Source organism: Cohnella hashimotonis, assembly GCF_030014955.1.
Classification (GTDB): domain Bacteria; phylum Bacillota; class Bacilli; order Paenibacillales; family Paenibacillaceae; genus Cohnella; species Cohnella hashimotonis.
On sequence record NZ_JAGRPV010000001.1, the window covers coordinates 5,358,424 to 5,383,117 of the forward strand.

At 61.1% G+C, this 24,694-nt stretch carries 25 protein-coding genes; 9 read left to right on the top strand and 16 right to left on the bottom strand.

Translation table 11 applies throughout. The features are described 5' to 3' along the window. Positions 1–439: 439 nt before the first annotated feature. Both KB449_RS21780 and KB449_RS21785 read right to left on the bottom strand, forming a co-directional pair. Positions 440–1,105 (bottom strand): DNA-binding response regulator, encoded by a 666-nt coding sequence (locus tag KB449_RS21780; protein WP_282910351.1) that lies wholly within the window; start codon positions 1,103–1,105, stop codon positions 440–442. A gap of 136 nt (positions 1,106–1,241) precedes the next feature. After that, positions 1,242–2,606 carry an RluA family pseudouridine synthase gene (locus KB449_RS21785; RefSeq protein WP_282910352.1) on the bottom strand — a complete coding sequence of 455 codons (1,365 nt, stop codon included), beginning with the start codon at positions 2,604–2,606 and terminating at the stop codon, positions 1,242–1,244. Positions 2,607–2,902: 296 nt separating this feature from the next. Here KB449_RS21785 and KB449_RS21790 point away from each other — a divergent pair, with 296 nt between their 5' ends. Beyond that, positions 2,903–3,229 (top strand): hypothetical protein, encoded by a 327-nt coding sequence (locus KB449_RS21790; protein ID WP_282910353.1) that lies wholly within the window; start codon positions 2,903–2,905, stop codon positions 3,227–3,229. A 79-nt stretch (positions 3,230–3,308) separates the two neighbouring features. Here KB449_RS21790 and KB449_RS21795 read toward each other — a convergent pair whose 3' ends face one another. Together KB449_RS21795 and hrpB are read right to left on the bottom strand one after the other, a co-directional pair. Beyond that, positions 3,309–3,977 (bottom strand): tetratricopeptide repeat protein, encoded by a 669-nt coding sequence (locus KB449_RS21795; protein WP_282910354.1) that lies wholly within the window; start codon positions 3,975–3,977, stop codon positions 3,309–3,311. A 91-nt stretch (positions 3,978–4,068) separates the two neighbouring features. Continuing rightward, the gene (hrpB, locus tag KB449_RS21800; RefSeq protein WP_282910355.1) at positions 4,069–6,699 is read right to left on the bottom strand and encodes an ATP-dependent helicase HrpB; all 2,631 of its coding nucleotides are present in this window, start codon (positions 6,697–6,699) and stop codon (positions 4,069–4,071) included. 200 nt (positions 6,700–6,899) lie between these two features. On the opposite strand from hrpB, the gene KB449_RS21805 reads away from it, so the two are divergent. Both KB449_RS21805 and KB449_RS21810 read left to right on the top strand, forming a co-directional pair. Further along, entirely contained in the window at positions 6,900–7,466 is a 567-nt protein-coding gene (locus KB449_RS21805; protein ID WP_282910356.1) for a hypothetical protein, read from the top strand. A 114-nt stretch (positions 7,467–7,580) separates the two neighbouring features. Then, positions 7,581–8,534 (top strand): D-2-hydroxyacid dehydrogenase, encoded by a 954-nt coding sequence (locus KB449_RS21810; RefSeq protein ID WP_282910357.1) that lies wholly within the window; start codon positions 7,581–7,583, stop codon positions 8,532–8,534. A 633-nt stretch (positions 8,535–9,167) separates the two neighbouring features. Here the strand turns inward: KB449_RS21810 and KB449_RS21815 are convergent. After that, positions 9,168–9,983, bottom strand: coding sequence for a class I SAM-dependent methyltransferase (locus KB449_RS21815; RefSeq protein WP_282910358.1), 816 nt, complete (start codon positions 9,981–9,983; stop codon positions 9,168–9,170). A 196-nt stretch (positions 9,984–10,179) separates the two neighbouring features. Between KB449_RS21815 and KB449_RS21820 the strand changes: the two genes are divergently transcribed. From KB449_RS21820 to nagA, 3 genes are read left to right on the top strand one after another with little or no spacing between them, the layout of a single operon-like run. Continuing rightward, positions 10,180–11,043: a MurR/RpiR family transcriptional regulator gene (locus KB449_RS21820; protein WP_282910359.1), complete on the top strand. Its 864-nt coding sequence runs from the start codon at positions 10,180–10,182 to the stop codon at positions 11,041–11,043. Continuing rightward, positions 11,040–11,768, top strand: coding sequence for a glucosamine-6-phosphate deaminase (nagB, locus tag KB449_RS21825; RefSeq protein WP_282910360.1), 729 nt, complete (start codon positions 11,040–11,042; stop codon positions 11,766–11,768). The genes KB449_RS21820 and nagB overlap by 4 nt, the downstream gene beginning before the upstream one ends. Continuing rightward, a complete protein-coding gene (nagA, locus tag KB449_RS21830; protein ID WP_282910361.1) occupies positions 11,765–12,967 on the top strand; it encodes an N-acetylglucosamine-6-phosphate deacetylase in 1,203 nt (400 codons plus the stop codon). Before nagB ends, nagA begins: the two co-directional genes overlap by 4 nt. A 402-nt stretch (positions 12,968–13,369) precedes the next feature. Here nagA and KB449_RS21835 read toward each other — a convergent pair whose 3' ends face one another. Together KB449_RS21835 and KB449_RS21840 are read right to left on the bottom strand one after the other, a co-directional pair. Beyond that, a complete protein-coding gene (locus tag KB449_RS21835; protein WP_282910362.1) occupies positions 13,370–13,507 on the bottom strand; it encodes a hypothetical protein in 138 nt (45 codons plus the stop codon). A 257-nt stretch (positions 13,508–13,764) separates the two neighbouring features. Further along, positions 13,765–14,400, bottom strand: a complete 636-nt coding sequence (locus tag KB449_RS21840; protein ID WP_282910363.1) for a TVP38/TMEM64 family protein — start codon at positions 14,398–14,400, stop codon at positions 13,765–13,767. Positions 14,401–14,471: 71 nt separating this feature from the next. On the opposite strand from KB449_RS21840, the gene KB449_RS21845 reads away from it, so the two are divergent. Next, a complete protein-coding gene (locus tag KB449_RS21845) occupies positions 14,472–14,657 on the top strand; it encodes a hypothetical protein (protein ID WP_282910364.1) in 186 nt (61 codons plus the stop codon). A 13-nt stretch (positions 14,658–14,670) separates the two neighbouring features. Here KB449_RS21845 and KB449_RS21850 read toward each other — a convergent pair whose 3' ends face one another. Continuing rightward, positions 14,671–15,432, bottom strand: coding sequence for an SDR family NAD(P)-dependent oxidoreductase (locus tag KB449_RS21850; RefSeq protein WP_282910365.1), 762 nt, complete (start codon positions 15,430–15,432; stop codon positions 14,671–14,673). Next, positions 15,422–15,769, bottom strand: a complete 348-nt coding sequence (locus tag KB449_RS21855; protein WP_282910366.1) for a Dabb family protein — start codon at positions 15,767–15,769, stop codon at positions 15,422–15,424. The genes KB449_RS21850 and KB449_RS21855 overlap by 11 nt, the downstream gene beginning before the upstream one ends. Before the next feature lie 225 nt (positions 15,770–15,994). Here KB449_RS21855 and KB449_RS21860 point away from each other — a divergent pair, with 225 nt between their 5' ends. Further along, entirely contained in the window at positions 15,995–17,083 is a 1,089-nt protein-coding gene (locus tag KB449_RS21860) for an LCP family protein (RefSeq protein ID WP_282910367.1), read from the top strand. A gap of 20 nt (positions 17,084–17,103) precedes the next feature. Here KB449_RS21860 and KB449_RS21865 read toward each other — a convergent pair whose 3' ends face one another. Both KB449_RS21865 and KB449_RS21870 read right to left on the bottom strand, forming a co-directional pair. Beyond that, the gene (locus tag KB449_RS21865; RefSeq protein ID WP_090108560.1) at positions 17,104–17,364 is read right to left on the bottom strand and encodes a DUF1294 domain-containing protein; all 261 of its coding nucleotides are present in this window, start codon (positions 17,362–17,364) and stop codon (positions 17,104–17,106) included. A 20-nt stretch (positions 17,365–17,384) separates the two neighbouring features. After that, complete coding sequence (locus KB449_RS21870; RefSeq protein ID WP_282910368.1) at positions 17,385–17,855, bottom strand: DUF1904 family protein; 471 nt, start codon at positions 17,853–17,855, stop codon at positions 17,385–17,387. A 176-nt stretch (positions 17,856–18,031) separates the two neighbouring features. Between KB449_RS21870 and KB449_RS36760 the strand changes: the two genes are divergently transcribed. After that, positions 18,032–18,277, top strand: a complete 246-nt coding sequence (locus KB449_RS36760) for a hypothetical protein (RefSeq protein WP_488192483.1) — start codon at positions 18,032–18,034, stop codon at positions 18,275–18,277. Here the strand turns inward: KB449_RS36760 and KB449_RS21875 are convergent. From KB449_RS21875 to KB449_RS21895, 5 genes are all read right to left on the bottom strand, one after another. After that, entirely contained in the window at positions 18,210–19,145 is a 936-nt protein-coding gene (locus tag KB449_RS21875; protein ID WP_282910369.1) for a metallophosphoesterase family protein, read from the bottom strand. The genes KB449_RS36760 and KB449_RS21875 overlap by 68 nt on opposite strands. 126 nt (positions 19,146–19,271) lie before the next feature. After that, a complete protein-coding gene (locus KB449_RS21880) occupies positions 19,272–20,561 on the bottom strand; it encodes a homocysteine synthase (RefSeq protein ID WP_282910370.1) in 1,290 nt (429 codons plus the stop codon). Between the two features lie 100 nt (positions 20,562–20,661). Next, positions 20,662–21,966, bottom strand: coding sequence for an AAA family ATPase (locus KB449_RS21885; RefSeq protein ID WP_282910371.1), 1,305 nt, complete (start codon positions 21,964–21,966; stop codon positions 20,662–20,664). Positions 21,967–22,149: 183 nt separating this feature from the next. After that, entirely contained in the window at positions 22,150–22,986 is an 837-nt protein-coding gene (locus KB449_RS21890; protein ID WP_282910372.1) for a sugar phosphate isomerase/epimerase family protein, read from the bottom strand. 100 nt (positions 22,987–23,086) lie between these two features. Then, the gene (locus KB449_RS21895; protein ID WP_282910373.1) at positions 23,087–24,676 is read right to left on the bottom strand and encodes a diguanylate cyclase; all 1,590 of its coding nucleotides are present in this window, start codon (positions 24,674–24,676) and stop codon (positions 23,087–23,089) included. Positions 24,677–24,694: the final 18 nt, after the last annotated feature.

The window sequence follows — 24,694 nt, forward strand, 5'->3', positions numbered from 1 at the left end:
GCCGGGAGGCGGGGGATTTTTTAGCGGTAAGTGTGCGTGTGCTTTCCCTCGACAGTACTTCAGCTACCTCCGCTCGTGCGCCACCTCGTGTGCTTTCCCTCGGCAGTACTTCAGCTACCTCCGCTCGTGCGCCGCCGCATGTGCTTTCCGTCGGCAGTACTTCAGCTACCTCAGCTCGTGCGCTGCCTCGTGTGCTTTCCCTCGGCAGTACTTCAGCTACCTCCGCTCGTATGCCGCCTCATGTACTTTCCCTCGACAGTACTTCAGCTACCTCCGCTCGTATGCCGCCTCATGTGCTTTCCCTCGGTAGTACTTCAGCTAACTTCACTCGTATGCCGCCACATGTGCTTTCCCTCGGCAGTACTTCAGCTACCTCCGCTCGTGCGCTGCCTCGTGTGCTCTCCCTCGACAGTACTAGCTCATAACACTTGTTTGAATTTCATTTGGACATTAGTTTCATAATTCTCCCGCCAGCTGAGCGCTCTAGAATGACCAGCCCTTTTTGTTCAAGTACGAGCGTGTGCCTCCCGATTGAACGATAGCTGACCTCCAGCTGTTCGACCAACTCCCCAACTTTCACGTTACCGGCTTGTTCCCGCGCATAATGCAAGATCGCCCGTTCGTATACGTTCAATCTGGGCCGATCCTTGGGAGCGATGAAACCCCAGGCCGACAGTGCGGCGAGCAGCGTCTGTTGGCACCGTCTCGGCTTCTCGAGCATGTCGTCGCGTGAAAAGCGGAGCAGGTGCCAGCCGTCGATGAGCAAATGATTCTGCCTCTCCAGGTTATCGGCGTACTTCCACCGGCTCACGTCCCTCACGTGCGTGCCGAAGGCATCCGCCTCCATCAGCAATCCGCGAGGACGCCGGATCGGATGGAGGAAGCCGTAGTCGCTGAAGCGCGTGCCGTCCTTCAGATCCGTGATCTCCATCTCGGGAATCAAGCCTGCGAGATCGCCTCTTACCTCCCACCAAACGTGCTGGGCCAGCAGCTTCTCGTTAAACCTGTCCAGCAGCAGCCTCCTTTTCCGCTCCCCTGCGCTCGCCTTGATCGCCTTTTCCATCATCTCGTCATAGGCCCGCTCGAATGCCGGATCCGCGCTCATGCTCATCTCTCCCCTCTGAAAATCAAAACAGGCCGCCCGCCGGATCTGCTCCGACGAACGGCCTGTGCTTCAGGACCATACGATCTTTCGTTTGATTATAAAATACAATCTGCAGTAAAAGAAAGCAAGCGAATGTTCATTCTCCAGCACGCAGCTTGGCCAGCGCCGCCTCGAAGTCCGCCGGCAGCGGAGCCCGAACCGACAGCCGCTCTCCTGTCCAAGGATGCGGCCAGATCAGCCGTTCGCCGTGCAGCGCCTGCCGGGAGATCACCGTCCGCTTGCCGCCATAGAGACCGTCGCCCGCCAGCGGGTGCCCGATCGCGGCGAGATGCACGCGGATCTGGTGCGTACGGCCCGTTTCCAGGCGCAGTCGCACGAGCGTGAAGCCTTCGAAGCGTTCGACCGTCTCGTAATGCGTGATAGCCGCATCACCGGTCTCGCTCACGCGGCGGCGCGTGGAATGGTGGCGATCTTGTCCAATCGGCAGGTTGATCGTGCCGCGATCCTGCGCGAGTTCTCCCTCCGCCAGCGCGAGATAGATTCGCTCGATCTCTTTTTCCCGCATCGCTTTGTCGTATTGATAATGGGCGAATTCGTTTTTGGCGTATAAAACGGGCCCTGTCGTCTCCTTGTCGATACGGTGGATGTGTCTGATTCGCACGTCCTGTCCCGTCATCTCGTAGTATGCGGCGACGCCGTGCGCCAGCGTTCCCCGCTGGCCGCGCTCGCTCGGATGAACCTCGTAGCCGGAAGGCTTGTTCACGACAAGCGTGAAGTCGTCTTCGTACAGCACGTTGAGCTCCATCCAGTCCGGCGGAAAATCCCGTGATTCCCGCGGAAACAAGGCGAGCCTCAGCGAGGAGCCTTGCTGTACGATGCCCTTGCTCTGCGCAAGCTTCGAAACGAGCTTCGGCGCAAGCGGCGTATGCTTCATGATCTGCTGCAGCGGCGCCGCGGCCAGCTCGCCCGGGAGGCGAAGCTCCATCCATTCGGCCTTGCGGCGCCCGAGCTTGAGCAAAGTATCGTCCATGCCGGCAAGGACGGCCGCGCGCGGCTCCGATCGGCCAGCCCTTCTGCCGCTTCTGCCGTTTGCGCCATAGCCTTCCGCAGCCGGGTTTCCTTTCGCTCGGCTTATCGTACCGCCGCTCATGCGACCAGCGCCGGAAAAGCCTCTCGCGGCATCCTGTCTCGTCTGCTCGCGTCCGCTCCTGCCGCCGTCGCGGCTGCTCCGTCCAGCTGTCGGCCGTTCCTGTCCGTTTCTGCCCGTCCCGCCCCGGGTTGGCTCAGACGGGCTTCTGCGCCCGCCTGCTGCCGGACCGCCCCGCATTTGCTCCGATTGGCCTCTGCGGCTCCCCGCGCTTCCCGAGCCCGGGCCGCCCCGGCCCCGCTGCTGACTCGTGTCGCCCCCGATGCGAGAGCCCTGCGCCGCCTCCCGGCTTCCCTTCTGCTGTCCCTTGTGCTGCTTCGGCTTGCCCTGCCGATTGCGTCCGGCCCCGCTCATAGGCTTCAACTCCGTACTCTCTTAGGTTCTTATTCGCACAATATAAGTGAACGGCTTATGGATGTCAATTTTGCCGCGTACGGCCTGATTGGCGCCGCGTTCGTCGAATTCTATCAAACACTGCGAGACGAAGGTTTTGTCGGTTCCGGTCGGATCGGATTACAATTTGATTACAGTGTGCGTTTTCGAGGCATCCGGACAAATAGCGTCAATTTACACCCGTATTCAGGCCGGGACCTTCGTGTTATTTTGAAGTCGGGGACATGCCCCAAACATCGCCAAGGAGGCAGAGCGCTATGAGTACGAACGAAGAGCAGCTGGACCAAGAGGTATTGGAAGCGAATTCGGAAGAGCTTGGCGAGGAGGCTTCCGCGGAGGATACCGAGGCCGTCGCGTCCGCTGACGATTCGGACGAAGCAGAAGTCGAGGCGGCTCCCTCCGTCGAAGACGCCGTACTGACGGACGACTGGGCCGTCCAGACAGAAGCGCCTGCCGCATCGATCGAAATTGAAGAGGCAGCCGAATCGGACGCGGAAGATGCAGCCGAAGCCGTGGCGGAGGACGATGCCGAAGCCCTGGCAGTAGATGAAGAGCCCGAAGAAGAGGATGCGCTGGCAGATTGAAAAATACCGGACTGCAGCGGGACCGCGACCGATGGTCCCGTTGCATTTTAAATGCCGCATCGTCGTCAAGCCATACGCTTCAGCGGCTGCGAACGGATGAGAGCAGCGCCCATCTGCGCTCCCTCCGCTTCATGTATCGGGGAAGGGTGCGATAGACGCCCACGCAATCCCGGTAAGCCTGCTTCGCGGCTGCACGATCCCCGAGTCTTGCATAGATTTTCCCCAACAAGTAGTAGGCCTCGCACGACGAAGCGTGAACGTCCTGAAACGCCTTCAAATAAGAAGCGGCCTTCGCGTCGTCCTTGCCTGCCCAGGCATCGCCGAGCAGCAAGTAAGGCAATCCGAACTTGACGCGCGGATTGAGCGCCAGCGCCTCGCGCATATGCTGTTCCCCGGTCTCCAATTGCCCCAGCGCCAGCTCGCACTGCCCTAGTTCGCTCCAATATTCGGCGGATTGCGTCATCCGGTCTTCCATGCCGGCCAGCAAGTTCCGCGCCTCCTCGAATTTGCGCATCCCGATCAGCTCATGCGCGAGCTCCGACTTGGCAGGAGTATCGTGCGGGTTCAACAACAGCTGCCGCCGCAGCTTGCTTACGCGGCTGCGCCGTTTAAACGGCTTGAGCAGGCTCGGCGTAATGCCCAAAAATCGCCGATCGAGCACGTAAAAAATGACGAGCAAGACGATAAGGGCCAAAAATGGATTGCCGAGCAGCCATGAAAGCAGAACAAAAACAAAAAAGATTTTCATGAAGAAACCTCCCGATCCATCGCATCAGACGATAAGCCGGCGGCTATGCGCCTCAACCGATCATACCACACGAGAGGAAAATAAAGGGATTCTAAGTTCGTGGACGCACCCGGCTCGTCGCTTGCGCCTGCATGGGATCGTCGGGCCAATAATGCTTGGGATAGCGCCCTTTCAAATCCTTGCGAACCTCGAAGTAAGCCTCTCGCCAGAAGCTGGCCAAATCGCGCGTAACTTGAACCGGACGCTGTGCCGGGGACAACAGATGCAGCGTGAGCGGCACCCGTCCTCCCGCGATCCGCGGAGAGGCAGGCCATCCGAACAGCTCCTGCAGCCTGGCGTGCAGCGCCGGTGCGGCAGGATCGCTATAATCGACCGGCAGGCGAGAGCCGCTCGGCAGGGCGACATGCGTAGGCGCTTCTTCGTCAAGCCGCCTGCGCTGTTCCCAGGAGAGCATCGCGGACAAGGCCTCCGCCATCTGGAGACGCTGCAGGTCCCCTCGGGTCCGCATGCCGATGACGAACGGGCCCAGCCAGTCCTCCAGCCCGTTCAGCAGCGCAGCTTCGGACAGATCGGGCCAGCCGGCGGGATCGTGAAGCGCCGCGAATCTTGCGCGCTCCAGCCATTGGCGGGACGACTTGGACCACGGCAGCAAGTCAAGGCCCTCAAACCGAATGCCGCTCAGCAGCGCCTCGGATACGGCTGCCGGATCCGGGTCGGCAATCGGCCCTTCGCGCAGCGTCAGCGCGCCAAGATGGATTGTCCGCCGCGCCCTGACGGCGCCGGCCCCGGGCTCCCAGGCGATCGCCCGGCGCTCCGCGACGAGATCGCCGAAGTGCCGCTCGAGATCGTCGGCGCGCAGCGGAGCGGCCAGACGGATCCGCCCTTCGGTCCCCTGATCGTCGAGCTCCGCCGCGACGATCCAGGATTCTCCTGCAAGCGGCTGCCCCTCGGGCACATAGGCGCCTCTGCCGCCGGACAGCGTAAATTTGCCTCCCCCGCGAAGCTTGCCGATCCGGTCCGGATAGGCGAAGGCCAGCAGCAAACCGCAATCGTATGCGGACTGTTGGGCGGAACGGCTCGCGGTTCTCGCGACAGATCCGCTTCCTGTTGCCGAGCCGGCGCCAGGCACAGAGTCGCTTCCGGCAACAGCGCCGGCACTCGCAACCAATCCGCTTCCCGTTGCCGCGTCGGCCCTCGCAGCCGCGCCGGCGCCAGCAGACTCGCCGATTGCATTGTTGAGCTGCGCCTCGAATTGGCGAGCCTCCGCCAGCAGGCGCTCCCTGCGGCCGGCTTCGATGCGACCGTCTCCCGCCGCCAGCGCGGCCAGCCTCAGGGACAGATCCGCGTCGCCGCCTTGCATCGGGTCCCTGTCGCCGAGCAGCGCGGCGATCCGGCAGGCATCGGCCGCGAGGCCGAGCGGCAGCGCGCGCAGCATCATATGCGCGAGCCGCGGATGCGCGCCTAAGCGTGCCAAGGCCGCGCCGTGCGGCGTCGGCGCGCCGTCCGTCCCGATGGCGCCGAGCGCGGACAGCAGCTCGCGCGCCTGCGTGTATGCGGCAGCAGGCGGCACGTCCAGCCAATCCAGCTCCGCCGGATCGGACACGCCCCACACGGCCAGTTCCAGCGCCAGCGGCGCGAGATCGGCCTCGCGAATCTCCGGCGTTCCGGCCTGCGCCAGCTGCCGGTGCTCCTCTTCCGTCCACAGCCGGTAGCAGACGCCCGGCGCGACCCGGCCCGCTCGTCCGCGGCGCTGATCGGCGGACGATACGGGAATGCGCGCCGTCTCAAGCCGCGACATGCCGGTCCGCGGCGAGAAACGGGGCGCACGCATCAGCCCCCCGTCGATGACGATGCGCACGCCCTCGACCGTGAGGCTCGACTCGGCCACGGGCGTCGCGAGCACGACCTTGCGGCCGCCGTTCGCGGCCGGCGCGAGCGCGCGGTCCTGCTCTCCGGGCGGCATGCTGCCATGGAGCGCCGCGATCTCTACGCCCTCTGCGCCCGCGCCGCGAAGCCGCGCCGACAGCGCCGCCGCCGTGCGCCGGATCTCCGCATAGCCCGGCAGAAAAACGAGCGCGTCGCCGTCATGCCGCCCAAGCGCGAGTGCCGTCGCCTCAGCCGCCAACCGCTCGACCGGCGCATCGGACCGTCGATCGAGATAGACGGTCTCTACCGGATACATCATGCCGGCGCTCTCAATGACAGGCACCCCGCCGAGCAGCCCGGCGACCGGCTCCGGCTCGAGTGTGGCGGACATGACGAGCAGACGCAGATCGTCGCGGAACAGACTTCTCGCCTGCAGGCAGAGCGCAAGCCCCAGATCCCCGTTCAGATTCCGCTCGTGGAACTCGTCGAAAATCACGAGCCCCACCTCCGCGAGCGACGGGTCCTGCTGCAGCATCCGCGTGAGCACGCCCTCGGTTACGACCTCGACGACCGTTTTCGGGCCTGCCTTCGTATCCATTCGGACCCTGTACCCCACGCGCGCTCCCGCGCGTTCGCCGAGTCCTGCCGCCATATATTCGGCCGCGCTGCGGGCGGCGATGCGCCGGGGCTCCAGCATGACGATCTTGCGCCCCGCAAGCCACGGCTCCCCCATCAAGGCAATCGGCACCCGCGTCGTCTTGCCCGCACCGGGCGCGGCGACCAATACGGCCCCTCCCCGGTCCCGCAGCGCTGCCTTAATATCCGGGATCGTCCGATCCACCGGCATCGCCGACATGCGCAACGCCTCCTTTTCCTCATCTTTGTAACCAACAGTATAGCATGACGCCCCCCTAAGCAGGAGCAGGGTCCGCTTCCGTTCAGCACGACAACACCCCATTCGATTCGTTCCAATTTATCCTCTTTTTCCCATATGCGCAACTTCCCTTGTACGACAACCGTCTAAAAGGTATCCAGTTCCGAAAGGGGAGAACCGCCATGAAACTTCGAATCGCGACTGCCGCCTTGCTCCTATCCGTGTCGTTAGCCGCTGCCGGCTGTACGAATCACGATAAAAATGCCGATCCTTCTTCCTCCTCTTCTCAGTCGCCCCAAGCCACGCAGACGGAGTCCGCTTCCGCGACGGCGACGGCAACAGCGCCACACTCGCCGTCGGCGAGCGATGCCGCCCCTTCGGCGTCCGGCTCCGCTCCGGCGTCCAGTCCCGCCTCCTCCACCGGCGAAGCTGCCGACGCCTTCGGCTTCCTGATCAGCCTGCCTTCGGGCAACGCGTTCAAGCCGTTCATGCAAATTAGCGAACAGAACGCCAAAAAGGTTGACGCCGTGCTGGACGATGCCGACTGGGAAAAAAAGGAGAGCATTTCCATGCCGACCGCCCCTTCGTACAGGCTGTCGGCGCTGGCCGGCGACCGCGAGACGGACGTCTATTATGTGTGGGCCGACGATGCCGGCGCCTACGAGCTCGTGAAGAAAAACGACAGCAGCTATGTCAAGCTGTCCAAGAAAGACAGCGAATCGCTCGCAAAGCTGCTGCCGTACGACTAAGCCCGAACGCGCCTCGCGTCCGACCGAACCGCCCGCAAGGGCCGGCTCGGTCCTTTTATTTTGGGAAAATCGCCCGTCGCGGTACAATAGGAGAAATCGGAAGGAGGAATCGATATGCGCACGATCGTCAGCCTGTTCGGGTTCGATCCCGAGCAGGAGAGGCGGATACAAGCCGCAGCCCCCGGCTGCAACGTCATCTTCGGCAAACCGGCGGACCTGGACCTCGGCCTGCTTGAGGAGGCGGAGGTGCTGTGCGGGTGGTGGAAGGCAGCCTGGGAAAAGGGCGCCGGAACCCCGGGCAAGCTGAAATGGGTACAGACAGGCTCCGCCGGCGTCGACAATCTGCCCCTGGGCGAGCTCGAAGCGCGCGGCGTCGTGCTGACGACCGCGAGCGGCGTACATCCGGTGCCGATGACCGAGACGGTATTTGCGATGCTGCTGGCCTTCACCCGCAAGCTGCACCATGCGGTACGCAATCAGACGGCGCGCAAATGGGCGCGTTCCGAAGGCTACGGCGAGCTCCGCGGCCTTACGCTTGCCGTCATCGGCGCGGGCGAGATCGGCGCGGAGGTCGCGCGCATCGCGCAGGCGTTCGGCATGCGGACCTTAGGCGTTCGGCGCAGCGGGCGCCCCGCCCCTCACATAGACGACATGCATACGCCGGAGCGGCTGGACGACGTGCTGGCCGAGAGCGACGTCGTCGTTAACGTATTACCGCATACCGCGGAGACCGTTCGCCTGTTCGATGCGGGACGGTTCGGCGCGATGAAGCCGTCCGCCCTCTTCATCAACATCGGCCGCGGCACGGCGGTCGATACGGACGCCTTGACCGAAGCGCTGCGCAGCGGCGCGATCGCCGGCGCGGGACTCGACGTCGTCGAACCGGAACCCCTCCCTGCGGAGCATCCGCTCTGGGCGATGGACAACGTCATCATCACGCCACACATCGGCGGCGCGACCAAGGCGTACAAAGCGCGCATGACGGATCTGTTCGTGGAAAATCTGCAAGCCTATTTATCTAAGGGCACGCCGGCGCGGAATATCGTAGATTACGCAAGAAGCTATTAACCTTCGCGCGCGGAAAAAACGCCCGCCTTTCCGCATTAGCGGATCGGCGGGCGTTTCAGTTTCAGATCTTATTTCCTGTTAGCTCAGCGAAAAATCGTCCAGGTAGAACGTACCGTTCAATCCCGTACCGCTGCCGTCCGTGACTTTCATGTAAACGCTACAGCTTCCCGTCTGCCTCGGCGCGTAGCGCACCGCCCGAGGCTTGACCCGGCGCGAGTGAGATTCCGCCGAAGGCGGCGACCAGCGTAAGAACCGCGATGAGGCAGACTTTTCAGACTTTAGCGTAGTTCACTTGTCATTTTCCTCCTCTACGTGCGGATAGGTGCCTTGCAAGCGATGCCTGTCTAATATTCGTTCACGCCACCAAAATCTGTAAGCGCTTCCCCCCCTTTCGCCGGCTGGATGATTTTCGACGGCTCCTCGCGTGCTGCGCGCATCGGGCGCTTCAACCGTCTTGACTTCATTTTTCACCCGCGGACCCGGTTCCGGCAACCCGACAGATCTCACTTTTCACCCTTCAAATCCGTCTTTCTTATGCAAGAACGTCGGGCAGCGCGCGCAAAACAGCGAAAAAGCCGTCCCGGGCCGGAACGGCTTGCCGCCGGAAATGGCTATGCCGAGATCGGCGGTTTTTTATTCGGGCCTGACGCCTTCCGCCGCAAGCATATACAACCTAATCGAGATCGCCTCCTCGGCTGCCCAATGTCTGTACTCGGATTCCGCGCGCTTCCACGCTTTCGGATCGCCGTAACCGTCTCTCGCCATCTGAGGCCCCCGGCTGGCCGCCGTATCCGCCCAGATGGAAGCTCTCGCCTCGAAGTCCGGTAGTCCCCGCCGCATCTCCTCATGCTGAGGGAAGACGCGGATGTCCCGCAAGCCTGCGTCTCCCATCCAAGCGGACAGCCGATCCGCGACCGCATTGTCCAAGCCCTTGTCCGACCGCCACTTCAAGTATGCAGCGTAAAACTCTTTCATGCTGTCGGGCGGTTCCGGGGACCATTCGATTTTGTCATGATTATAATCCGCGACCAGCACGGTGCCGCCCGGCCGTACTGCACCTGCCAGACTCGCCATACCGGCTCCCGGATCCGGCAGCCAGACGAGCAGGCGGGACGCGGCGACGATGTCGAACGTTTGGTCCGCTGGCAAGCTGCCGACATCCGAGACGTCAAACGTCAAGCCCGGCGTGCCGGCGTGCTTGGCGCGCGCCTCAGCGATTAAAGCCGCATTGCTGTCGACGCCGACGGTCCGGCCCCGCGGCCCGACGGCCTCGGCGATGCCCCGCGTGATCGCGCCTGTTCCGCAGCCGACATCGAGAACCCGAAGCCCCGTCTTCATCCGCTGGGCCAAGAGAGGGAAGGAATCCGCCAGCGTGCGCGCGTTGAGTACGTTTTTTAATTTGCCGTTCAGTGCGGTTTTGCTGCCGATGTCGGTCTTGTCCTTTGTCATTCGTTTACCGCCTTTCAAGCTGAACTTAGGATTGACTTGGTTTATAGACAGCTTATCAAATCATGCTTATTGATAGAAATACATATAAGGAATCAACTTAATAGATAATGACTATGAATAGACAAGAAATTTTTTTTCATATATAATCCTGATTATAAGTAACAAATTTTCTTACGTATCAGGGAGGCAGGGTCGCATGGGCATTCTGCAAGCGATCGAGGACCGGCTGGACACGCTGCATCCCAAGGAGCGCGAGCTGGCCGAGAAGCTGCTCGGACATCCGCAGGAAGCGGTCGGTATGACGATCTCCAAGCTCGCCGAATGGACGGGCGCGAGTTCGGCCACCGTATCCCGCTTCTGCCGCGCGATGCAGTTCCAGAGCTTCGCCGACTTCAAGATGAAGCTGGCGGCCGAGCTCGCGAGCCAGCCTGCGTCCGGACAGTACCAGGATATCGTCGCCGGCAATCCCCTCGCGGACATCGTCTCGGCGATTACGGCGAACCATGTGCGATCGCTGACCGATACGACCAACCTGCTGGATCTGCAGCAGCTGCGCGCCGCGATAACGGCGCTTCACGGCGCGGGGCGTATCGATTTGTACGGCGTGGCGACATCCGGGCTCGTCGCGGAGGACTTTTTCCACAAGCTGATTCGAATCGGCAAGGCGGCCGCCGTCTTCTCCGACCATCATATGCAGCTGACCTCCGCAGCCTCGCTGACCGAACGGGACGTCGCCGTCGGCATCTCGTACTCGGGGGAGACGCTCGAGATTATCGACGCGCTGCGCTACGCCGCGGAACGAGGCGCTACGACCATCTCCATCACGCGCTTCGGACAATCGACGCTGTCCTCGCACGCATCGATTCGCCTTTTCACCTCATCCTCCGAAGCCGGCATGCGGCGGGGCGACATGGCTTCCCGTATTGCGCAGCTTCACGTTGTAGACGTGCTTTTCACGGGACTTGTGAGCGAGCATTTTGACGAGTACGTGCCGAGACTGGAGCGATCGTTCCAGACCGTGCGCCAATATACAGGTAAAAGGGAGAGAAATCCGTTATGAATCTGTTAGTATTTGACGAGAACGAAAAGCTGAACGAAGCGGGCGCGAATATCATCGTGAGTCTGGTGCAGACGAATCCGCGGGCCGTGCTGGGTCTGGCGACCGGCGGAACGCCAGTCGGCATCTACGAGCAGGTCGTCCGCAACTACAAGCAAGGGCTGGTGAGCTTCCGCAATGCCATCAGCTATAATCTCGACGAATACGTCGGCTTGCCCGAGGATCATCCGGAAAGCTACCATACCTACATGCGTCAGCACCTGTTCGACCACATCGACCTTCTGCCTGAGAACGCGCACCTGCCCAACGGCAACGCCGCGGATCCGGACGCCGAATGCGCGGCTTACGACGAGATGATCGAGCGCTCGGGCCAGATCGACCTCCAATTGCTCGGCATCGGGCACAACGGCCATATCGGCTTCAACGAACCGGATACCGACCTCGTGCGCGGCACGCACGTCGTGACGCTCGCCGAAGAGACGCTCAAAGCGAACGCCCGCTACTTCGATTCGATCGACGACGTGCCGAAGCGCGCGATCACGATGGGTATCGGCAGCATTCTTAAGGCGAAGACGATCCTGCTCGTCATCCGCGGCGCGGACAAGGCGGAGATCGCGAAGCGGGCGCTGACCGGCCCGATCACGACGGACGTGCCGGCATCGCTGCTGCAGACGCACCCGCGTCTGACGGTGCTGCTCGACCGCGCCGCCGCGAGGCATTTGTCATGAGCGGCTCTGCGGGACGGGACGGCGTTGGCGGGACGCTGATCGCGAACGCGCGGATCGTCGCGCCGGGCGGCGTCCTTGACGGCGGCTGGATCTGGCTGCGGGGCGCGGAGATCGCCGCGATCGGCGGGTCTTCCGATCCGCTGCCGGCTGCGGCTGCCAGTGCAGAGCGGATTGACGGCGCGGGCGGCTGGGTGCTCCCCGGCTTCGTCGACGTACATGTGCACGGCGGCGGCGGGCATGACTTCATGGATGCGGACGAATCGCTGGCCGGCATCGGTGCGATCGCGCAGTTCCATGCGAAGCACGGGACGACCGGCATGCTCGCGACCTCGCTCACCGCCTCGCGGGAGGAGCTGACGGCCATGATCGACCGGGCGAGCCGGTACATGGCGGGCGATATGCCGTTCGCGCAGGTGCTGGGCGTACATCTCGAAGGCCCGTTCGTCAGCCTCAAATGGAAAGGCGCGCAAAATCCGGACTATATCGGACCGCCGCAGCTCGATTGGCTTGACGAATGGGTCGCGCGTTATCCCGGCGTCCTCAAGCTGCAGACACTGGCGCCCGAGCTGCCCGGCGCGCTCGACTATATCGAGCGGTTGGCTTCGCACGGCATCGTGCCGTCGGCCGGACATACTGACGCGACTTACGAACAGATCGTCGCCGCAGCGGATCGCGGCCTTCGGCACGCCGTCCACACGTACAACGCGATGACCCCGCTTCATCATCGCAATCCGGGCACCGTCGGCGCCGTACTCTCCGACGACCGGATCAGTGCCGAGGTCATCGCGGACGGCCATCACGTCCATCATGCCGCGATCAAAGTGCTCACCCGCGCCAAAGGCAACGGAAAGGTCATCCTCGTCACCGACGCGATGGCTGCGGCAGGTATGCCGGACGGCGAAGGTTACGAACTCGGCGGCTTGCCCGTCGTCCTGACGTGCGGCGTCGCCCGCCTGAAGGACGGCGGCAACCTCGCGGGCAGCACGCTCACGATGATCGGCGCGTTCCGCCACATGGTGCGCGAAGTCGGCATCGACGTCCCGGCCGCCAGCACCATGGCCAGCGGCAACCCGGCCCGCCAGCTCGGGCTCGGGGGCGTCACCGGCTCGCTGGAAGCCGGCAAGCGTGCGGACGTGCTCCTGTTGGACGAAGCGCTCGAGCTGCGCGGAGTGTGGGCCCGCGGCAGGCTGCAGGATTAAACAATGGAAACCCCGATTTCGGTTAGTCGAAGTCGGGGTTTTCATTGTTTAATAAAAGAGCCCCTTCCCCTCCTCGGATATCCGATAGTAACGATGACGCTGTCTATCCGGCGCTACGGCTTCCAGCAGACCTCTCGACTGCAAAGACCGTAAATTTTTGCGCGTCGTGCTCGGACATAGACCCAAGCATTCGCATGCGGAAGTAAAGCTGAACGCCTCTTGACTATGCAGCGCCAATCTTAACAACTCCCTTTCATTCACCTCCAGCTTTTCCAGCTTGTTCTCGCCGGCCGCCACTTTCCATTCTCCTATAATTTCATATAATGAACGGCGACACGCTTCGGGCTTCTTCTCGATCTCATCGCGACTGCATAAAGCTCCAGTACAATGCCCTCCAACGTCTTAAAAAAACGGTAGCGCCACGTTCATCAGCAAGATCCGCGTTCCATAAAGGTCCCTCCCCAGCATCTCACCACGCATGCCTCTCGCTTCTTGACGTTGACTCTCAATAAAACGATCCACCGCCTGCTTTCTGTCCATGACAGCCTCCATCATTGTAATAATCTATTTTGGCTCGGAACATAAAAAACGCCGCCCGCTCCAAAGGAGTCGAACGGCGTGTGCTTCACGCATTTATAAATTTATTGTAGAGGAGCCCCACGAATATGTCGAGCTCTAAAAGAGATCTTGCAGCTGTAGAGTAACTTTTTGCCCTTACAGCAACAAATTAAAAGTTCATTCAGCCTGTTGAGCAATATTTTGCTTTTACGATTTGGCTTATAGCCTATTCCCTCGAGTCAGCTTAGCCTTTCCGCGGTCCCTGCGCCCTCCCGCCGCTCCGCCCTCCGGATTCCATAGGTCTCGACCCAACGTCCGATCCACCAGGTGGCGGCGACGAACAGCAGCGCGTACAGCGCCTGCTCCGGATGGCGGAGGAACTGCGCGGGATCGTGTCCGATGAAAGAGATCACGAACACCATGACGGCCTTGCCCAGCAGGATCGCGACCAAAAACGAGCGGAAGCGCATGCGGGCCAGCGCGGCCGCGATGTTGATGACGACAAAGGGGCCGACCGGGAACAGGCTGAGCAAAAATACGTAGCTGAACGCGTTGCGGCGCACCCAGCGCATGCCCTTGCTCACCCGGGGGCGCTCCGCCCAGCGCTGCCAATACGGACGGTCCGCGATCTTGCGGATGACGGCGAACGTGACGAGGCAGCCCAGCACGATGCCGATCCAGGAGTAGAGGAAGCCCAGCCAGAGTCCGTACACAGCCGCATTTACGCCTACGATGAGGATGGTCGGCAGCGGAGGCACGAAGGACTTCATGAAGGTGAGCAAAATGCCCGGCAGCGGGCCGTACGCGCGGTATTGGTCGAGCCACTCCAGCAATTTCCTTTCATCTATGTGCCGCAATTCGTTCAGGATGTCCATGTCGCGTCCCGCCTTCAGATCTATCGGTCATTTCGTCAACGACAGCATAACCGATATCGGCGCGGAAATCCATGATTCCGGCGGACGCGGTCTGTACAGCCGCGAACCTCGCATCGATCGACACCGTGCTGCCGATGGCCGCAGGACAGACAAAAGCGGACCCCACAGGGGATCCGCTCTCGGTGAGTCCGCATGATTTGCAATACGCGGCGCATGCGCTGCATATGCCTTATGTATGGCGCGACGGCGCCCGCTGACCAATCCGTCCGCTCAAATTGCCGGCATCACATTGCCGCCGCTGACCGGCACATAGGCGCCGGTGATGAAGCTCGCCAGATCCGAGGCCAGGAACGCGACGACATTGGCGATCTCCTGGTCGGTGCCGCGTCGCTTAAGCGGAACCGTGCTCTCGTAGGATTCGCTGCGCTCCGTGCCGTCCGTCCGGTCCCGCTCGCTGATCGTCCAGCCCGGCGCGACCTGGTTCACGGTGATCTGATGCTCGCCGACTTCCTTGGCCAGCACCCGGTACACGCCGTCCATTCCGCGCTTGCCCGCGACGTACGCGGACTGCGTCGGGAAGTTCTGCATGGCGCACTCCGTGTTGATGCCGACCAGCCGGCCGCCGCCCTTCGCGATCATGTCCGGCAAGAAGGCTTTGGCCAGGTGTACGCTCTGCAGCACGCAGGACTCGAACTGGCCGACGTAGTCTTCGACCGCTTGCTCCAGCACGCTCGTCCATTGATACTGGATGACCGCATTGGCGACGACGATGTCGACTGCGCCCAGCCCGGCTGATACCGTATCCTTCATTGCCAGCACTTCTGCCAGCTTGGTCACGTCCGCCTGCACGGTCAGCGCGCGCACGCCCATGCCCTCGAGCTCCGCGCGAAGCTCCTCCGCCTTGGCGGCGTTGCCCCGATAGTGTATCGCGACGTTCGCGCCGCATCCGGCCAGTGTACGCGCCATTACGCGGCCGAGCTGGCCGGATGCGCCGGTGATGAGCGCCGTTTTGCCCGACAGATTAATTTGCATCGCCTTGTCCTTCCTCTGCGGCCCGTTCCCGGACAAAGTCGATCTCCAGGAACCGCGAGACTTCGGTCTCCCACCGTTCGGTTACGAAAGCGACATGAGCGGGATGCGCGTTGTAGCTGTCATATTCGGCCTGCGACGCGAATTCCATGGAGAAGCCGTATGTATAATCGTTTTTGGGACTGACTTGCCTCGATACCTCGAAGTTTCGGACGGCCGGAATGGAGGTAAGTATACGCCAACCGTCCTTCAGGAATCGATCCGCCTCCGCAGACCCCTTCTCATGCTTCAGATCGAAGATAACCTGATGACGGATCGCCGAATCATTAGGCTTGCTCATAGATATCCCCCTTTTCGTTATCCAACTCATTAGCTATAAACGACATTCATTATTATAACAAAAATTGCTTTTAACGAAATATCTCGCCAGTCATCCGAAATCCGCAACCGGCTCGGTCTTCAAATCGTCAAATAATGTGGAATTTCTTTCTTTACTCTTAGGGCGTTTGCCCTAAAATAGAAAGGGTTGCCTCATTTTTAATTTTAAATCATGCGGAGGAACATAATGAACACGCCAGAAAAAAAACGCGCCTGGGTGCGCAAAACGCTGAAATATGCAGGGATTGCCGTCGGTGCCCTCGTGCTCATCGTCGGAAGCTATGCCGGATACCTGGTATACAAAGCGAATCATGCCATCAACCTCATGGCCGGCGAAGAGCCCGCGCCATCGCCTTCCCCTTCGGCTTCCGGCGCGTCCGGCGGTCAGCAGGAGGATGCCGATTACGCAAGCGACAGCACGCTGATCAAGAAGCCCGTGACCTTCCTGCTGGCCGGCATCGACCGCAGGGAAGGCAGCGGCGGCACGCTCAACACGGACGTCCTCATGCTCGGCAGCCTTAATCCGCAGACCAACTCGGCCAGCCTGATCTCTCTGCCGCGCGACCTTCAACTTAAGCCGGAAGACCTAGGCACCCACAAGGCCAACTACTACTATGCCTATTTCTTCAACAAAGACAAAGATACGGCGATGGAAAACACGAAGGAGTTTTACAGCGACCTGTTCGACTTCCCGATCGATTATATGATCATGATCAACTTCGACGGGCTTCGCAAGCTGGTGGACGCGGTCGGCGGCGTCGATGTCGACGTTGATATGGATATGCGGTACGTGGACAACGCGGACGGCACGAACATTGATCTGAAAAAAGGTTATCAGCATCTGGACGGCGCCAAGGCGCTCGACTTCGTCCGTTACCGGAAGTCGAACCGCGGCACCGCCGAATCCTCCGACATCGCCCGCAACGCGCGCCAGCAGCAAGTGCTAAGCCAGCTTACCGACAAGCTCGCTTCGTTCCAGGGGATGCTTCAGTGGGGCAAGGTGCTCGACCTGCTCGGCAAAAACGTGCAGACCGACATTCCCGAATCGATCCTCCGCGACTATATCTATAACGTCAAGGAAATGAAACCGGACACGCTGAACGTGCTGCCGCTTGAGAGCCGTTGGGAGAGCCCTTATATCATCGTCAAGGAAGACGATCTCGAGCAAGCGCTCGACGCCCTGCGCGCCGAAGCAGGCATTCATGAACCAAGCGATCTGAAGCTGGCCGACGTCGTCGGACTCGATCCCTCCCCGGATCCGGACGACGCCAGGTAACTTGGCCGCCTCGCGCTAGACTAACGGCCGAACCAGACCATCACGAGCACCGCGTTCAGCACGAGCAGGGCAGGAATGCCCGCCGTGAAGGAGCGGTGCTTTGTCTTGTGGCGGAAAAAGCGCATGCCCAGCAGCATGCCGAGCGCGCCGCCGATCGTCGCGATCAGGAACAGCCGCTTCTCCGGCACGCGCCTCTCCTTGTGCATCGCCTTCGTCTTGTCGTAACCCATGATGATGAAAGCGATCAGGTTGACCGCCAGCAGGTAGTAAAAAACGATCATGTATGAATCCTCCCGGTCGGCTACTCTCTCAATGCGTCACGCAGACGGGTCGACATCGAGCCTGCGGTCGCGGCGGCCGCGGCTTTGCGCGCGCGGGCCAGATCCTCCTTCAGCTTGGCGTTGTCCGCGCGCAGCGCCTCGAGCTCCGCCTCCGCGGGATCGACGCCGAACGGCTCGCCGTTCGCATAATAATCGGATGGCCGGTAGCCGCGGAACGCAACCTCAACTTCCGGCACGCCGCCGTCTCGGATAAGCCTGTCCAGGCAGCGGGCGACCGCGTCGCGGACTTCCCGGCCGCGCTCGAACCAGGCGATCTCGACAAAGGGATAGGAAGGCGCGATACGCCCTCCGGACACGCAGGTCGTATGAATGACCTCAAGCATAAGATCGCTTGGCTCGCAGCCGATAATGACGGACAGCTCGGCCTCCAGCGAACCGCTCATGGCTTGGACCCGTTCGACGGACAGTCCTCTAAAGTATAAATGGGGCATCGTTAAGCAGCGCTCCTCGCTCTATCGTTCACTCTATTATAGTCCGCATAGCGTATAAAGAGCGAATCAAGACTTGCGCAAATTCGGCACCGGTGAAGCGATGCCTATTGCCCGACCTGAAACGATGCGTTACAATCGAGCTTAATCTTAATAAGCGGAGGTGTTCCCGAATGGGAATGTCAGGTTCGAAAAAAGCGAGGCGCAAAGCCGTGCGCGAAGGCAAGCTGAATCCGGAAGCGCTGCGGAGCGAATGGGTCCGCAAGCCGTATACCCAGGTCCAACCGAATAAGAAGGCCGATCAGCGCCGCTCCTTCTGCCGCAAGCCAGGCACAAGCGAGGGCGCTGATCCTTTATTTAAGGCCGCTTTTTGCGGGGCTTGTGGATTCTCGGCGCGGACAGCTTCTTGCCCCCGGCCAGCCTGATCCAGGTGTTGTAGCGTTTGCCTTCCTCCTTCATTTCGATCACGCGTGCCCCGCGTTTGAACCCCAGCCGGCCGTAAGTATGATAGCCCGTCGACCTTCCGTAAGTGAGCCGGATACCGTGCAGGGTCCCTTCGAAGTCGTTGATATGATCGTGCCCGCAGAACGTGCCGAGCACGCCGCCGGCCTCCGCCATTGCCGCAAACATGCCCGAATTCAGCTTGGGACAGGATATATCCTCGAATCTGCGTCCGTCGCACGGACGCGTGCGCCAGACCTCCTTGTACTCGGGCAGCGGAATATGAAAAAAGACGAGCGACGTCAGCGGCGCAGCGCCCTTCGCGCTTAACGCAGCGGCCTTCTCTCTGAACCAGTCGATCTGATCCTCGCGAATCCAATCGTAGCCGGGGATCCTGTCCAGCTCGGAATAGCTGCCTGCGTCCAAAAAATAGAGCGCGTGACGCCTTTCTCCGTTCGCTCCGTCGATCGTAAGCGCATAGTTGCCGACGCCATGGACGGAATCGGGTCCGGCGCTCGCAAGGCATCCCTGCTGCCCGACCAGCGTCTCCATCAGCCGCTCGCGCGACACGTCGCCTTCGCTGTCGTGGTTGCCGAAGACGGCAGCCCATGGCGTGCCGCTCAGGGCTGCCGTGGACACAGCTTGCGCAATGGACGCATACGGATCCCTGCAGCCCAGACTGAAGACGATGTCGCCCGTAAAGACGATCAGGTCCGGCTTTTCCTCGCTTAAAACCCGCTCCATCAGCCGCCGTGTCCGAAGATCCTCCTTTTCTCCGTTCTGCCAGTGAAGATCCGTAAATTGTACGATTTTAAACGTTCCGTCCTTGCGGAATCGCAGCTTGCTTTCCATATTCAGACCGCCTTCCGTTCGCCGATTGCAGGCCTACCCTTTATATATTCCCTGCGCAAAGGAAAACGACCTCCGCGGCCGGCGGACAGCCGCGGAGATCGTCAATCGTACAAGCAAACTTATGATTTATTGCTGGCTTGCTTCGATCGCCTGGCCGAGATCCGCCAGAATGTCGACGATCGACTCGGTGCCAATCGACAGACGGATCAGGTTCGGACTGACGCCGCTTGCGTTCTGCTGCTCTTCGGAGAGCTGCTGGTGCGTCGTGCTGGCCGGGTGGATGATCAGCGACTTGGAGTCGCCTACGTTCGCCAGGTGGGACAAAAGCTTCACGCTTGAGATGACCTTTTTGCCCGCCTCGACGCCGCCTTTGATGCCGAACGTCAGAATGGCGCCCTGACCCTTCGGCAGGTACTTCTTGGCGAGCTCGTACGATTCGTGACTCGGCAGGCCCGTATAGCTGACCCATTCCACATGCGGATGATTCTCAAGATAGCGCGCGACTTCAAGCGCATTGCTGCTGTGGCGCTCCATGCGCAGATGCAACGTCTCGAGACCTTGCAGCAGCAGGAACGAGTTGAACGGCGAGATTGCGGCGCCCATATCGCGCATCAACTGCACGCGCGCTTTGATGATGTACGCGATCGGACCGACCGCCTCGCTGTAGACGACGCCGTGATAGCTGGGGTCCGGCGTCGTGAGTCCCGGGAACTTGCCGCTGGCAGCCCAATCGAACTTGCCGCCGTCTACGATAACGCCGCCGATCGAGGTGCCGTGGCCGCCGATGAACTTCGTCGCCGAATGCACGACGATATCCGCGCCCCACTCGATCGGACGGAGCAGGTATGGGCTCGGGAACGTGTTGTCCACGATAAGCGGAATGCCGTTCTCGTGCGCGATCTTGGCGACCGCTTCGATATCGAGCACGTCGCCTTTCGGATTGCCGATCGTCTCGGCGTACAGCGCCTTGGTCTTGTCGGTGATCGCCGCACGGAAGTTTTCCGGATCGGCGGCATCGACGAACTTGACGTTGACGCCCAGCTTGGGCAGCGTCGTGGAGAACAAATTATAAGTGCCGCCGTACAGCGTCGAGGAAGATACGACTTCATCGCCGACGCCCGCGATATTCAAGATCGAATAGGTGATGGCCGCTTGGCCCGACGCCGTCGCGAGCGCGGCTGCGCCGCCTTCGAGCGCCGCGATGCGGTTTTCGAACACGTCCGAAGTCGGGTTCATGAGCCGCGTGTAGATATTGCCGAACTCCTTCAGCGCAAACAGATTGGCTGCATGCTCCGCGTCGCGGAAGCCGTAGGAGGAAGTTTGATAGATCGGCACCGCGCGCGACAGGGTCGTCGGATCGATCTGTTGGCCGGCATGGACGGCCAGTGTTTCGGGTTGATATTGTTGCTCGGACATGAGTAGGGTCACGCTCCTCAGGAATTGGTAAGTTTCGACAATGTTACAATTCGATCCTTATCGCTAAACTCCTGCAAAGTCTTTATAATTCCTAGTAACTTTATTGGAATCCAATGCGATTGGATGCGCCGCCCCAGTCCGTGCCGTTCAGCCAATCCCGATTGCGTCCTTTGTCCAGGTCGTTGCGAAGTCCGAGCACCAGCTGCTCCAGGTCGATGCGATCGTCGTAACGCTTCTGCAAGGCCGCGGATACGTAGAGCTCGTTGAGCTGTGCGAGCGAGAAACCTTGGGTACGTTCCGCCGCATGGACGGCCTGCTCATCCCCCGCCAATTCAGCCAGACCCTTGCGCCGCAGGTACGCCAGGCGCAGCGCCTCGTCCGGCAGCTTGACCTCGTAGGCGCGGTCGAACCGGCCGGCGCGATTGATCAGCGCAGGATCGATTTTTTGCGGATAATTGGTCGTCCCGATCAGGAACACGCCTTCCTTGGCCGTCGCGCCGTCCAGAATGTTCAGGAAAAACGACCGGCACGAGTCGGGCATCGAATCGATGTCCTCGATGACCAGCACGGAAGGCGCCTGCTTGACGGCAGCGGCGAACACTTCGCGAATCGATTCGCTGTTCGTATACTCGGTGATCTGCCAGTAGAAAACCGGCGACTCAACGCTGCCGGCGATCGATTGGACCAGCGTCGTCTTGCCGTTGCCCGGCTTGCCGTAGAGGAGGATGCCCCGCTTGTACGGAATCTGGTACTGCTCGAAAAACGTCCGGTCGCCGCCGAAAAATTCGTCGACGGAGCGGAAAATTTGCTGCTTGAGCGTCTCGTCCATCATGACGTCTTCCCGGGGGATGGCCTGGGAGATCGGCTCGCGGCAGTGCTGCAACCCTTCGCGCGTGTCGGTATACACATGCATCTTGCGTTCCTCCGAACGCCGCAGCTGTATCGCCTGGAGACAGGCGATAAGCTGTTCGTCGTCGGACGCGAAGATCAGGTCCTCGGTCGAGAGCAGCCCCAGATGGACGAGCATCGGCATCCGGACGAGCGCGACGCGGTATTCAGGGTATGCGAACAGATTGTTGCGGACCGAAGGCCGCATTCGGTAGATCGTCTCGCCGAGCTTCGGCTGAAAAGAAATTTGCCTGGATTCGACAAGGTCGAAGATTGATGCAACGTGGACGAGTCCCGGATAGTCCGATTCGATGTCTTCGGCCAAGCCGTCCCACACGTCTCCCTGATCCGCCTGATCGTAGAGCTTGAATTCGCAACCGAAGCGGTCCGAGAGCATGCCGGCAATTCTCGCAACGGTCCTCGCATAGTCGAAATAGCGCTCCGTCCCTTCCTGGGCGCGATAATCGTACGAAGCGACGAATGCCGGCGTCTGTACGGCGGTCGGTCCTCTCTGCATGCCAATCTCCTCCTTGGTTGTATAATGTGCGGAATGGCCTGCGCCGGATCGTAGCAAAAAACCGCAGGCTTAAGCCCGCGGTCGTCCAAGACGCGCATGAATGCGACTTCAAAGGACGAAGCGCGCGGGCAGGATGCGGTCTTGCAGGTATGAAATTCGAAGATGATGGCGGCGCTGCCGGCACTATAAAGGTCTCGGGGCTGCCGCTGGCTTGATTGCAGCCAGCTCCCGCATTTCGGCGAGAGCGGACCAAGGCTCTCCGTTGCCCAGATAAGTGAGAGACAGCGGTCCCTCGAAACCAGCTTGTCTGGCGAGCTCGACGCATCGCCTGAAGTCCATGGAATCCAGCTGTCCGCCTCCATCCTCGCGCGCCTTGGCGTGAACGGTCTCGGCATGCGGCAGGATCGCTTCAAGCTGGCGATACTTGTCCTGCTTGAAATTGCCGAAGTCGGCCGTTAGCCCGACGCTGCCGCCCGTCTCGCCCAGCATCCGAAGCACCTGTTCGGAGCGGCTCAGCAAGCCGCCGAGGTTTTCAATGACAACCCGTACGCCGGCTTGGCCCGCATACGCCGACAGCAGCGAGAGCGTCTCAGCGGCGCGGGCAAACGACGCCTCGTCGTCCCCGTCGCCTGCTCCGATGCGGACTCTGCGGAATCCCGCTTGTGCGGCTGCATCGATCCATTCGCGATAGAGCGCCATTTCCGCGTCGTGCCTGGCTGCGTCGCCAGTGCCAGGATCGCCGAAGTCGAGCAGCAGGGAATTCATCTCCACGCCCGCGAGCGACGAGATCCGCCTTAATTCGGACAGGCCTTCTGGCGAACGGTCCTTCAAATGCGGATAGGCGAGCTCGATCCCGCCGTAGCCTTCGGCGCCGAGCCGGACGATCAACTCGGCCAGCCCCCACCGCTCGGGATGCTTCTCGACGCTCGTCGTCAGCGCCGAAGCGTCCTCGTCCCACTCGACGTACGTCAGCGGACCCATCCAATTTTCAAACGACCAGCTGTTGACATGATGCTTCATTTCGATCGCCCCCCCGCCGAGCATGGTCAAAGCGCATACCCCTATTTAAACGCGGAAAGCGCATTCCAAACTTGTTCGCGGGAAAGTTGCGAATTTGCGATCAGCGGGCCGACGGCACGTCGAGAGATTCCGAGGCCGTCATCGTACGGTTTCTGCCCGACTGTTTGGCCTCATACAGAGCCGCGTCCGCTTGGGCGATCAGACGCTGCTCGCTGCCGGTGTCGGGCTTTTGGCAAGCGATGCCGAGGCTAAGCGTCACGACGCCTACGGGCGAGCCGATGTGCGGAATCGCGAGCTCCACGACGGCAGCGCGGATCCGTTCCGCGACGGCCAGCGCCTCTGCCGCATCCGCTCCGAGCAGGATGACGCCGAATTCCTCGCCGCCGTAGCGGGCCGCGGTGTCGGCGCCGTTGCGCAGGCACGCCATCGTGGCGGCAGCGACTTGTACCAGGCAATCGTCGCCGGCCTGGTGGCCGTAGGCGTCGTTAAACTTTTTAAAGTGGTCGATATCGAACAAAACGAGCGCAAGCGGCGAGCCCTCCGTATTTGCGGACGTCCAGGCGGCGTTCAACGCCTGATCGAAACGCCGACGGTTGGCGATTCCCGTGAGGCCGTCCAGCAGAGACAGCTTCTGCAGCAGGCCGTTGGCCTCCTTCAGCTTTTCCTCGGCGAGCTTGCGCTCGGTGATGTCGGTGGACACGCTCATGTATCCGATGACTTCGTCTTCGGAGTCGAGCACGTGCGACACAATTACATTCGCCACGAAGGCGGTGCCGTCCCGTCGCGCGATCGTCCATTCCTGCTCGTCCGCGCTGCCGTACATCATCCGCTGCAAAAAAACGGCCAGGGCGTCGACGTCCATTTCACCCTTCCTGCTATTGCCGGGCTTGTCCAAGGACGCGCGATCTACGCCGACCGCCCCTTGCGCTTGCACCTCGGACATCGTGCGCCCGACGACCTCGTCTGCAACGTAACCGAGCAGCTTTTCCGCACCTTTATTGAACAAGGTGATGCGCCCCGCTAGATCCGCCGCTACGATGGCCACATCCGAAGCGGACTGCAGGATCGATTGTTGCAGCAGATGGAGTTGCCGGTACCGCCTCTCGCTCGAACGCAGCTCCAGCTGCAGCCGGTTAGCCGTGGAGAAATAAGCCGTCAGCCCGCTGACAATGACGCCGCCGATCGCCATGACAAGAAAAAACGGAGGCAAAATGTCCAGCGCTTGCTCGCCGAACAGGATGGCGAACGTAATCGACGTACAGAGCATGCAGAGCGCAATGGAGAACAGCCAGAAGCGCCCGTATCGCCGAGGCAGCCAGCGGCTCATGGCGCCGCTGCTCACAGCCAAAACGAGCGCTGAGGCACATGCGATCAACGACGCTTCGTTGATGCCTCCAAACATCATGATGCGACCGAGCATGACGATCGCCGCCGTAATCAACGCCGAGATCGGTCCGCCGAAAGCTGCCGAGCATACAATCATCAATTGCCGGAAATCGAGCAAAGCATGCGCGTCAAGTCGCACGCTGAAGTACATGAGCACGAGGGCAAACACGCCGTAGGAGACGGCTCCGTACACAATAATCCGCCGCGGCTTGCCGCCGTCCGCTTCGTGCTTGCCGTACAGGGCATTAAAGAAAAACAGGAAAGCCGTTAACAATGCAAAGTTAGCGATGAGTGTATTAATCATGCGATGCCCCCGGTAAAA

Excerpts from the sequence above, each read along its gene's own strand:
- KB449_RS21790 (WP_282910353.1), top strand. The coding sequence starts at position 2,903 with ATGAGTACGAACGAAGAGCAGCTGGACCAAGAGGTATTGGAAGCGAAT.
- nagA (WP_282910361.1), top strand. The coding sequence starts at position 11,765 with ATGAGCGGCTCTGCGGGACGGGACGGCGTTGGCGGGACGCTGATCGCG.
- KB449_RS21795 (WP_282910354.1), bottom strand. The coding sequence starts at position 3,977 with ATGAAAATCTTTTTTGTTTTTGTTCTGCTTTCATGGCTGCTCGGCAAT.
- KB449_RS21805 (WP_282910356.1), top strand. The coding sequence starts at position 6,900 with ATGAAACTTCGAATCGCGACTGCCGCCTTGCTCCTATCCGTGTCGTTA.
- KB449_RS21870 (WP_282910368.1), bottom strand. The coding sequence starts at position 17,855 with ATGCCCCATTTATACTTTAGAGGACTGTCCGTCGAACGGGTCCAAGCC.
- hrpB (WP_282910355.1), bottom strand. The coding sequence starts at position 6,699 with ATGTCGGCGATGCCGGTGGATCGGACGATCCCGGATATTAAGGCAGCG.
- KB449_RS21810 (WP_282910357.1), top strand. The coding sequence starts at position 7,581 with ATGCGCACGATCGTCAGCCTGTTCGGGTTCGATCCCGAGCAGGAGAGG.
- KB449_RS21865 (WP_090108560.1), bottom strand. The coding sequence starts at position 17,364 with ATGATCGTTTTTTACTACCTGCTGGCGGTCAACCTGATCGCTTTCATC.
- KB449_RS21885 (WP_282910371.1), bottom strand. The coding sequence starts at position 21,966 with ATGCAGAGAGGACCGACCGCCGTACAGACGCCGGCATTCGTCGCTTCG.
- KB449_RS21785 (WP_282910352.1), bottom strand. The coding sequence starts at position 2,606 with ATGAGCGGGGCCGGACGCAATCGGCAGGGCAAGCCGAAGCAGCACAAG.
- KB449_RS21895 (WP_282910373.1), bottom strand. The coding sequence starts at position 24,676 with ATGATTAATACACTCATCGCTAACTTTGCATTGTTAACGGCTTTCCTG.
- KB449_RS21820 (WP_282910359.1), top strand. The coding sequence starts at position 10,180 with ATGGGCATTCTGCAAGCGATCGAGGACCGGCTGGACACGCTGCATCCC.
- KB449_RS21850 (WP_282910365.1), bottom strand. The coding sequence starts at position 15,432 with ATGCAAATTAATCTGTCGGGCAAAACGGCGCTCATCACCGGCGCATCC.
- KB449_RS36760 (WP_488192483.1), top strand. The coding sequence starts at position 18,032 with ATGTCAGGTTCGAAAAAAGCGAGGCGCAAAGCCGTGCGCGAAGGCAAG.
- KB449_RS21860 (WP_282910367.1), top strand. The coding sequence starts at position 15,995 with ATGAACACGCCAGAAAAAAAACGCGCCTGGGTGCGCAAAACGCTGAAA.
- KB449_RS21880 (WP_282910370.1), bottom strand. The coding sequence starts at position 20,561 with ATGTCCGAGCAACAATATCAACCCGAAACACTGGCCGTCCATGCCGGC.
- nagB (WP_282910360.1), top strand. The coding sequence starts at position 11,040 with ATGAATCTGTTAGTATTTGACGAGAACGAAAAGCTGAACGAAGCGGGC.
- KB449_RS21855 (WP_282910366.1), bottom strand. The coding sequence starts at position 15,769 with ATGAGCAAGCCTAATGATTCGGCGATCCGTCATCAGGTTATCTTCGAT.
- KB449_RS21845 (WP_282910364.1), top strand. The coding sequence starts at position 14,472 with ATGATTCCGGCGGACGCGGTCTGTACAGCCGCGAACCTCGCATCGATC.
- KB449_RS21875 (WP_282910369.1), bottom strand. The coding sequence starts at position 19,145 with ATGGAAAGCAAGCTGCGATTCCGCAAGGACGGAACGTTTAAAATCGTA.
- KB449_RS21780 (WP_282910351.1), bottom strand. The coding sequence starts at position 1,105 with ATGAGCGCGGATCCGGCATTCGAGCGGGCCTATGACGAGATGATGGAA.
- KB449_RS21890 (WP_282910372.1), bottom strand. The coding sequence starts at position 22,986 with ATGAAGCATCATGTCAACAGCTGGTCGTTTGAAAATTGGATGGGTCCG.
- KB449_RS21835 (WP_282910362.1), bottom strand. The coding sequence starts at position 13,507 with ATGGACAGAAAGCAGGCGGTGGATCGTTTTATTGAGAGTCAACGTCAA.
- KB449_RS21840 (WP_282910363.1), bottom strand. The coding sequence starts at position 14,400 with ATGGACATCCTGAACGAATTGCGGCACATAGATGAAAGGAAATTGCTG.
- KB449_RS21815 (WP_282910358.1), bottom strand. The coding sequence starts at position 9,983 with ATGACAAAGGACAAGACCGACATCGGCAGCAAAACCGCACTGAACGGC.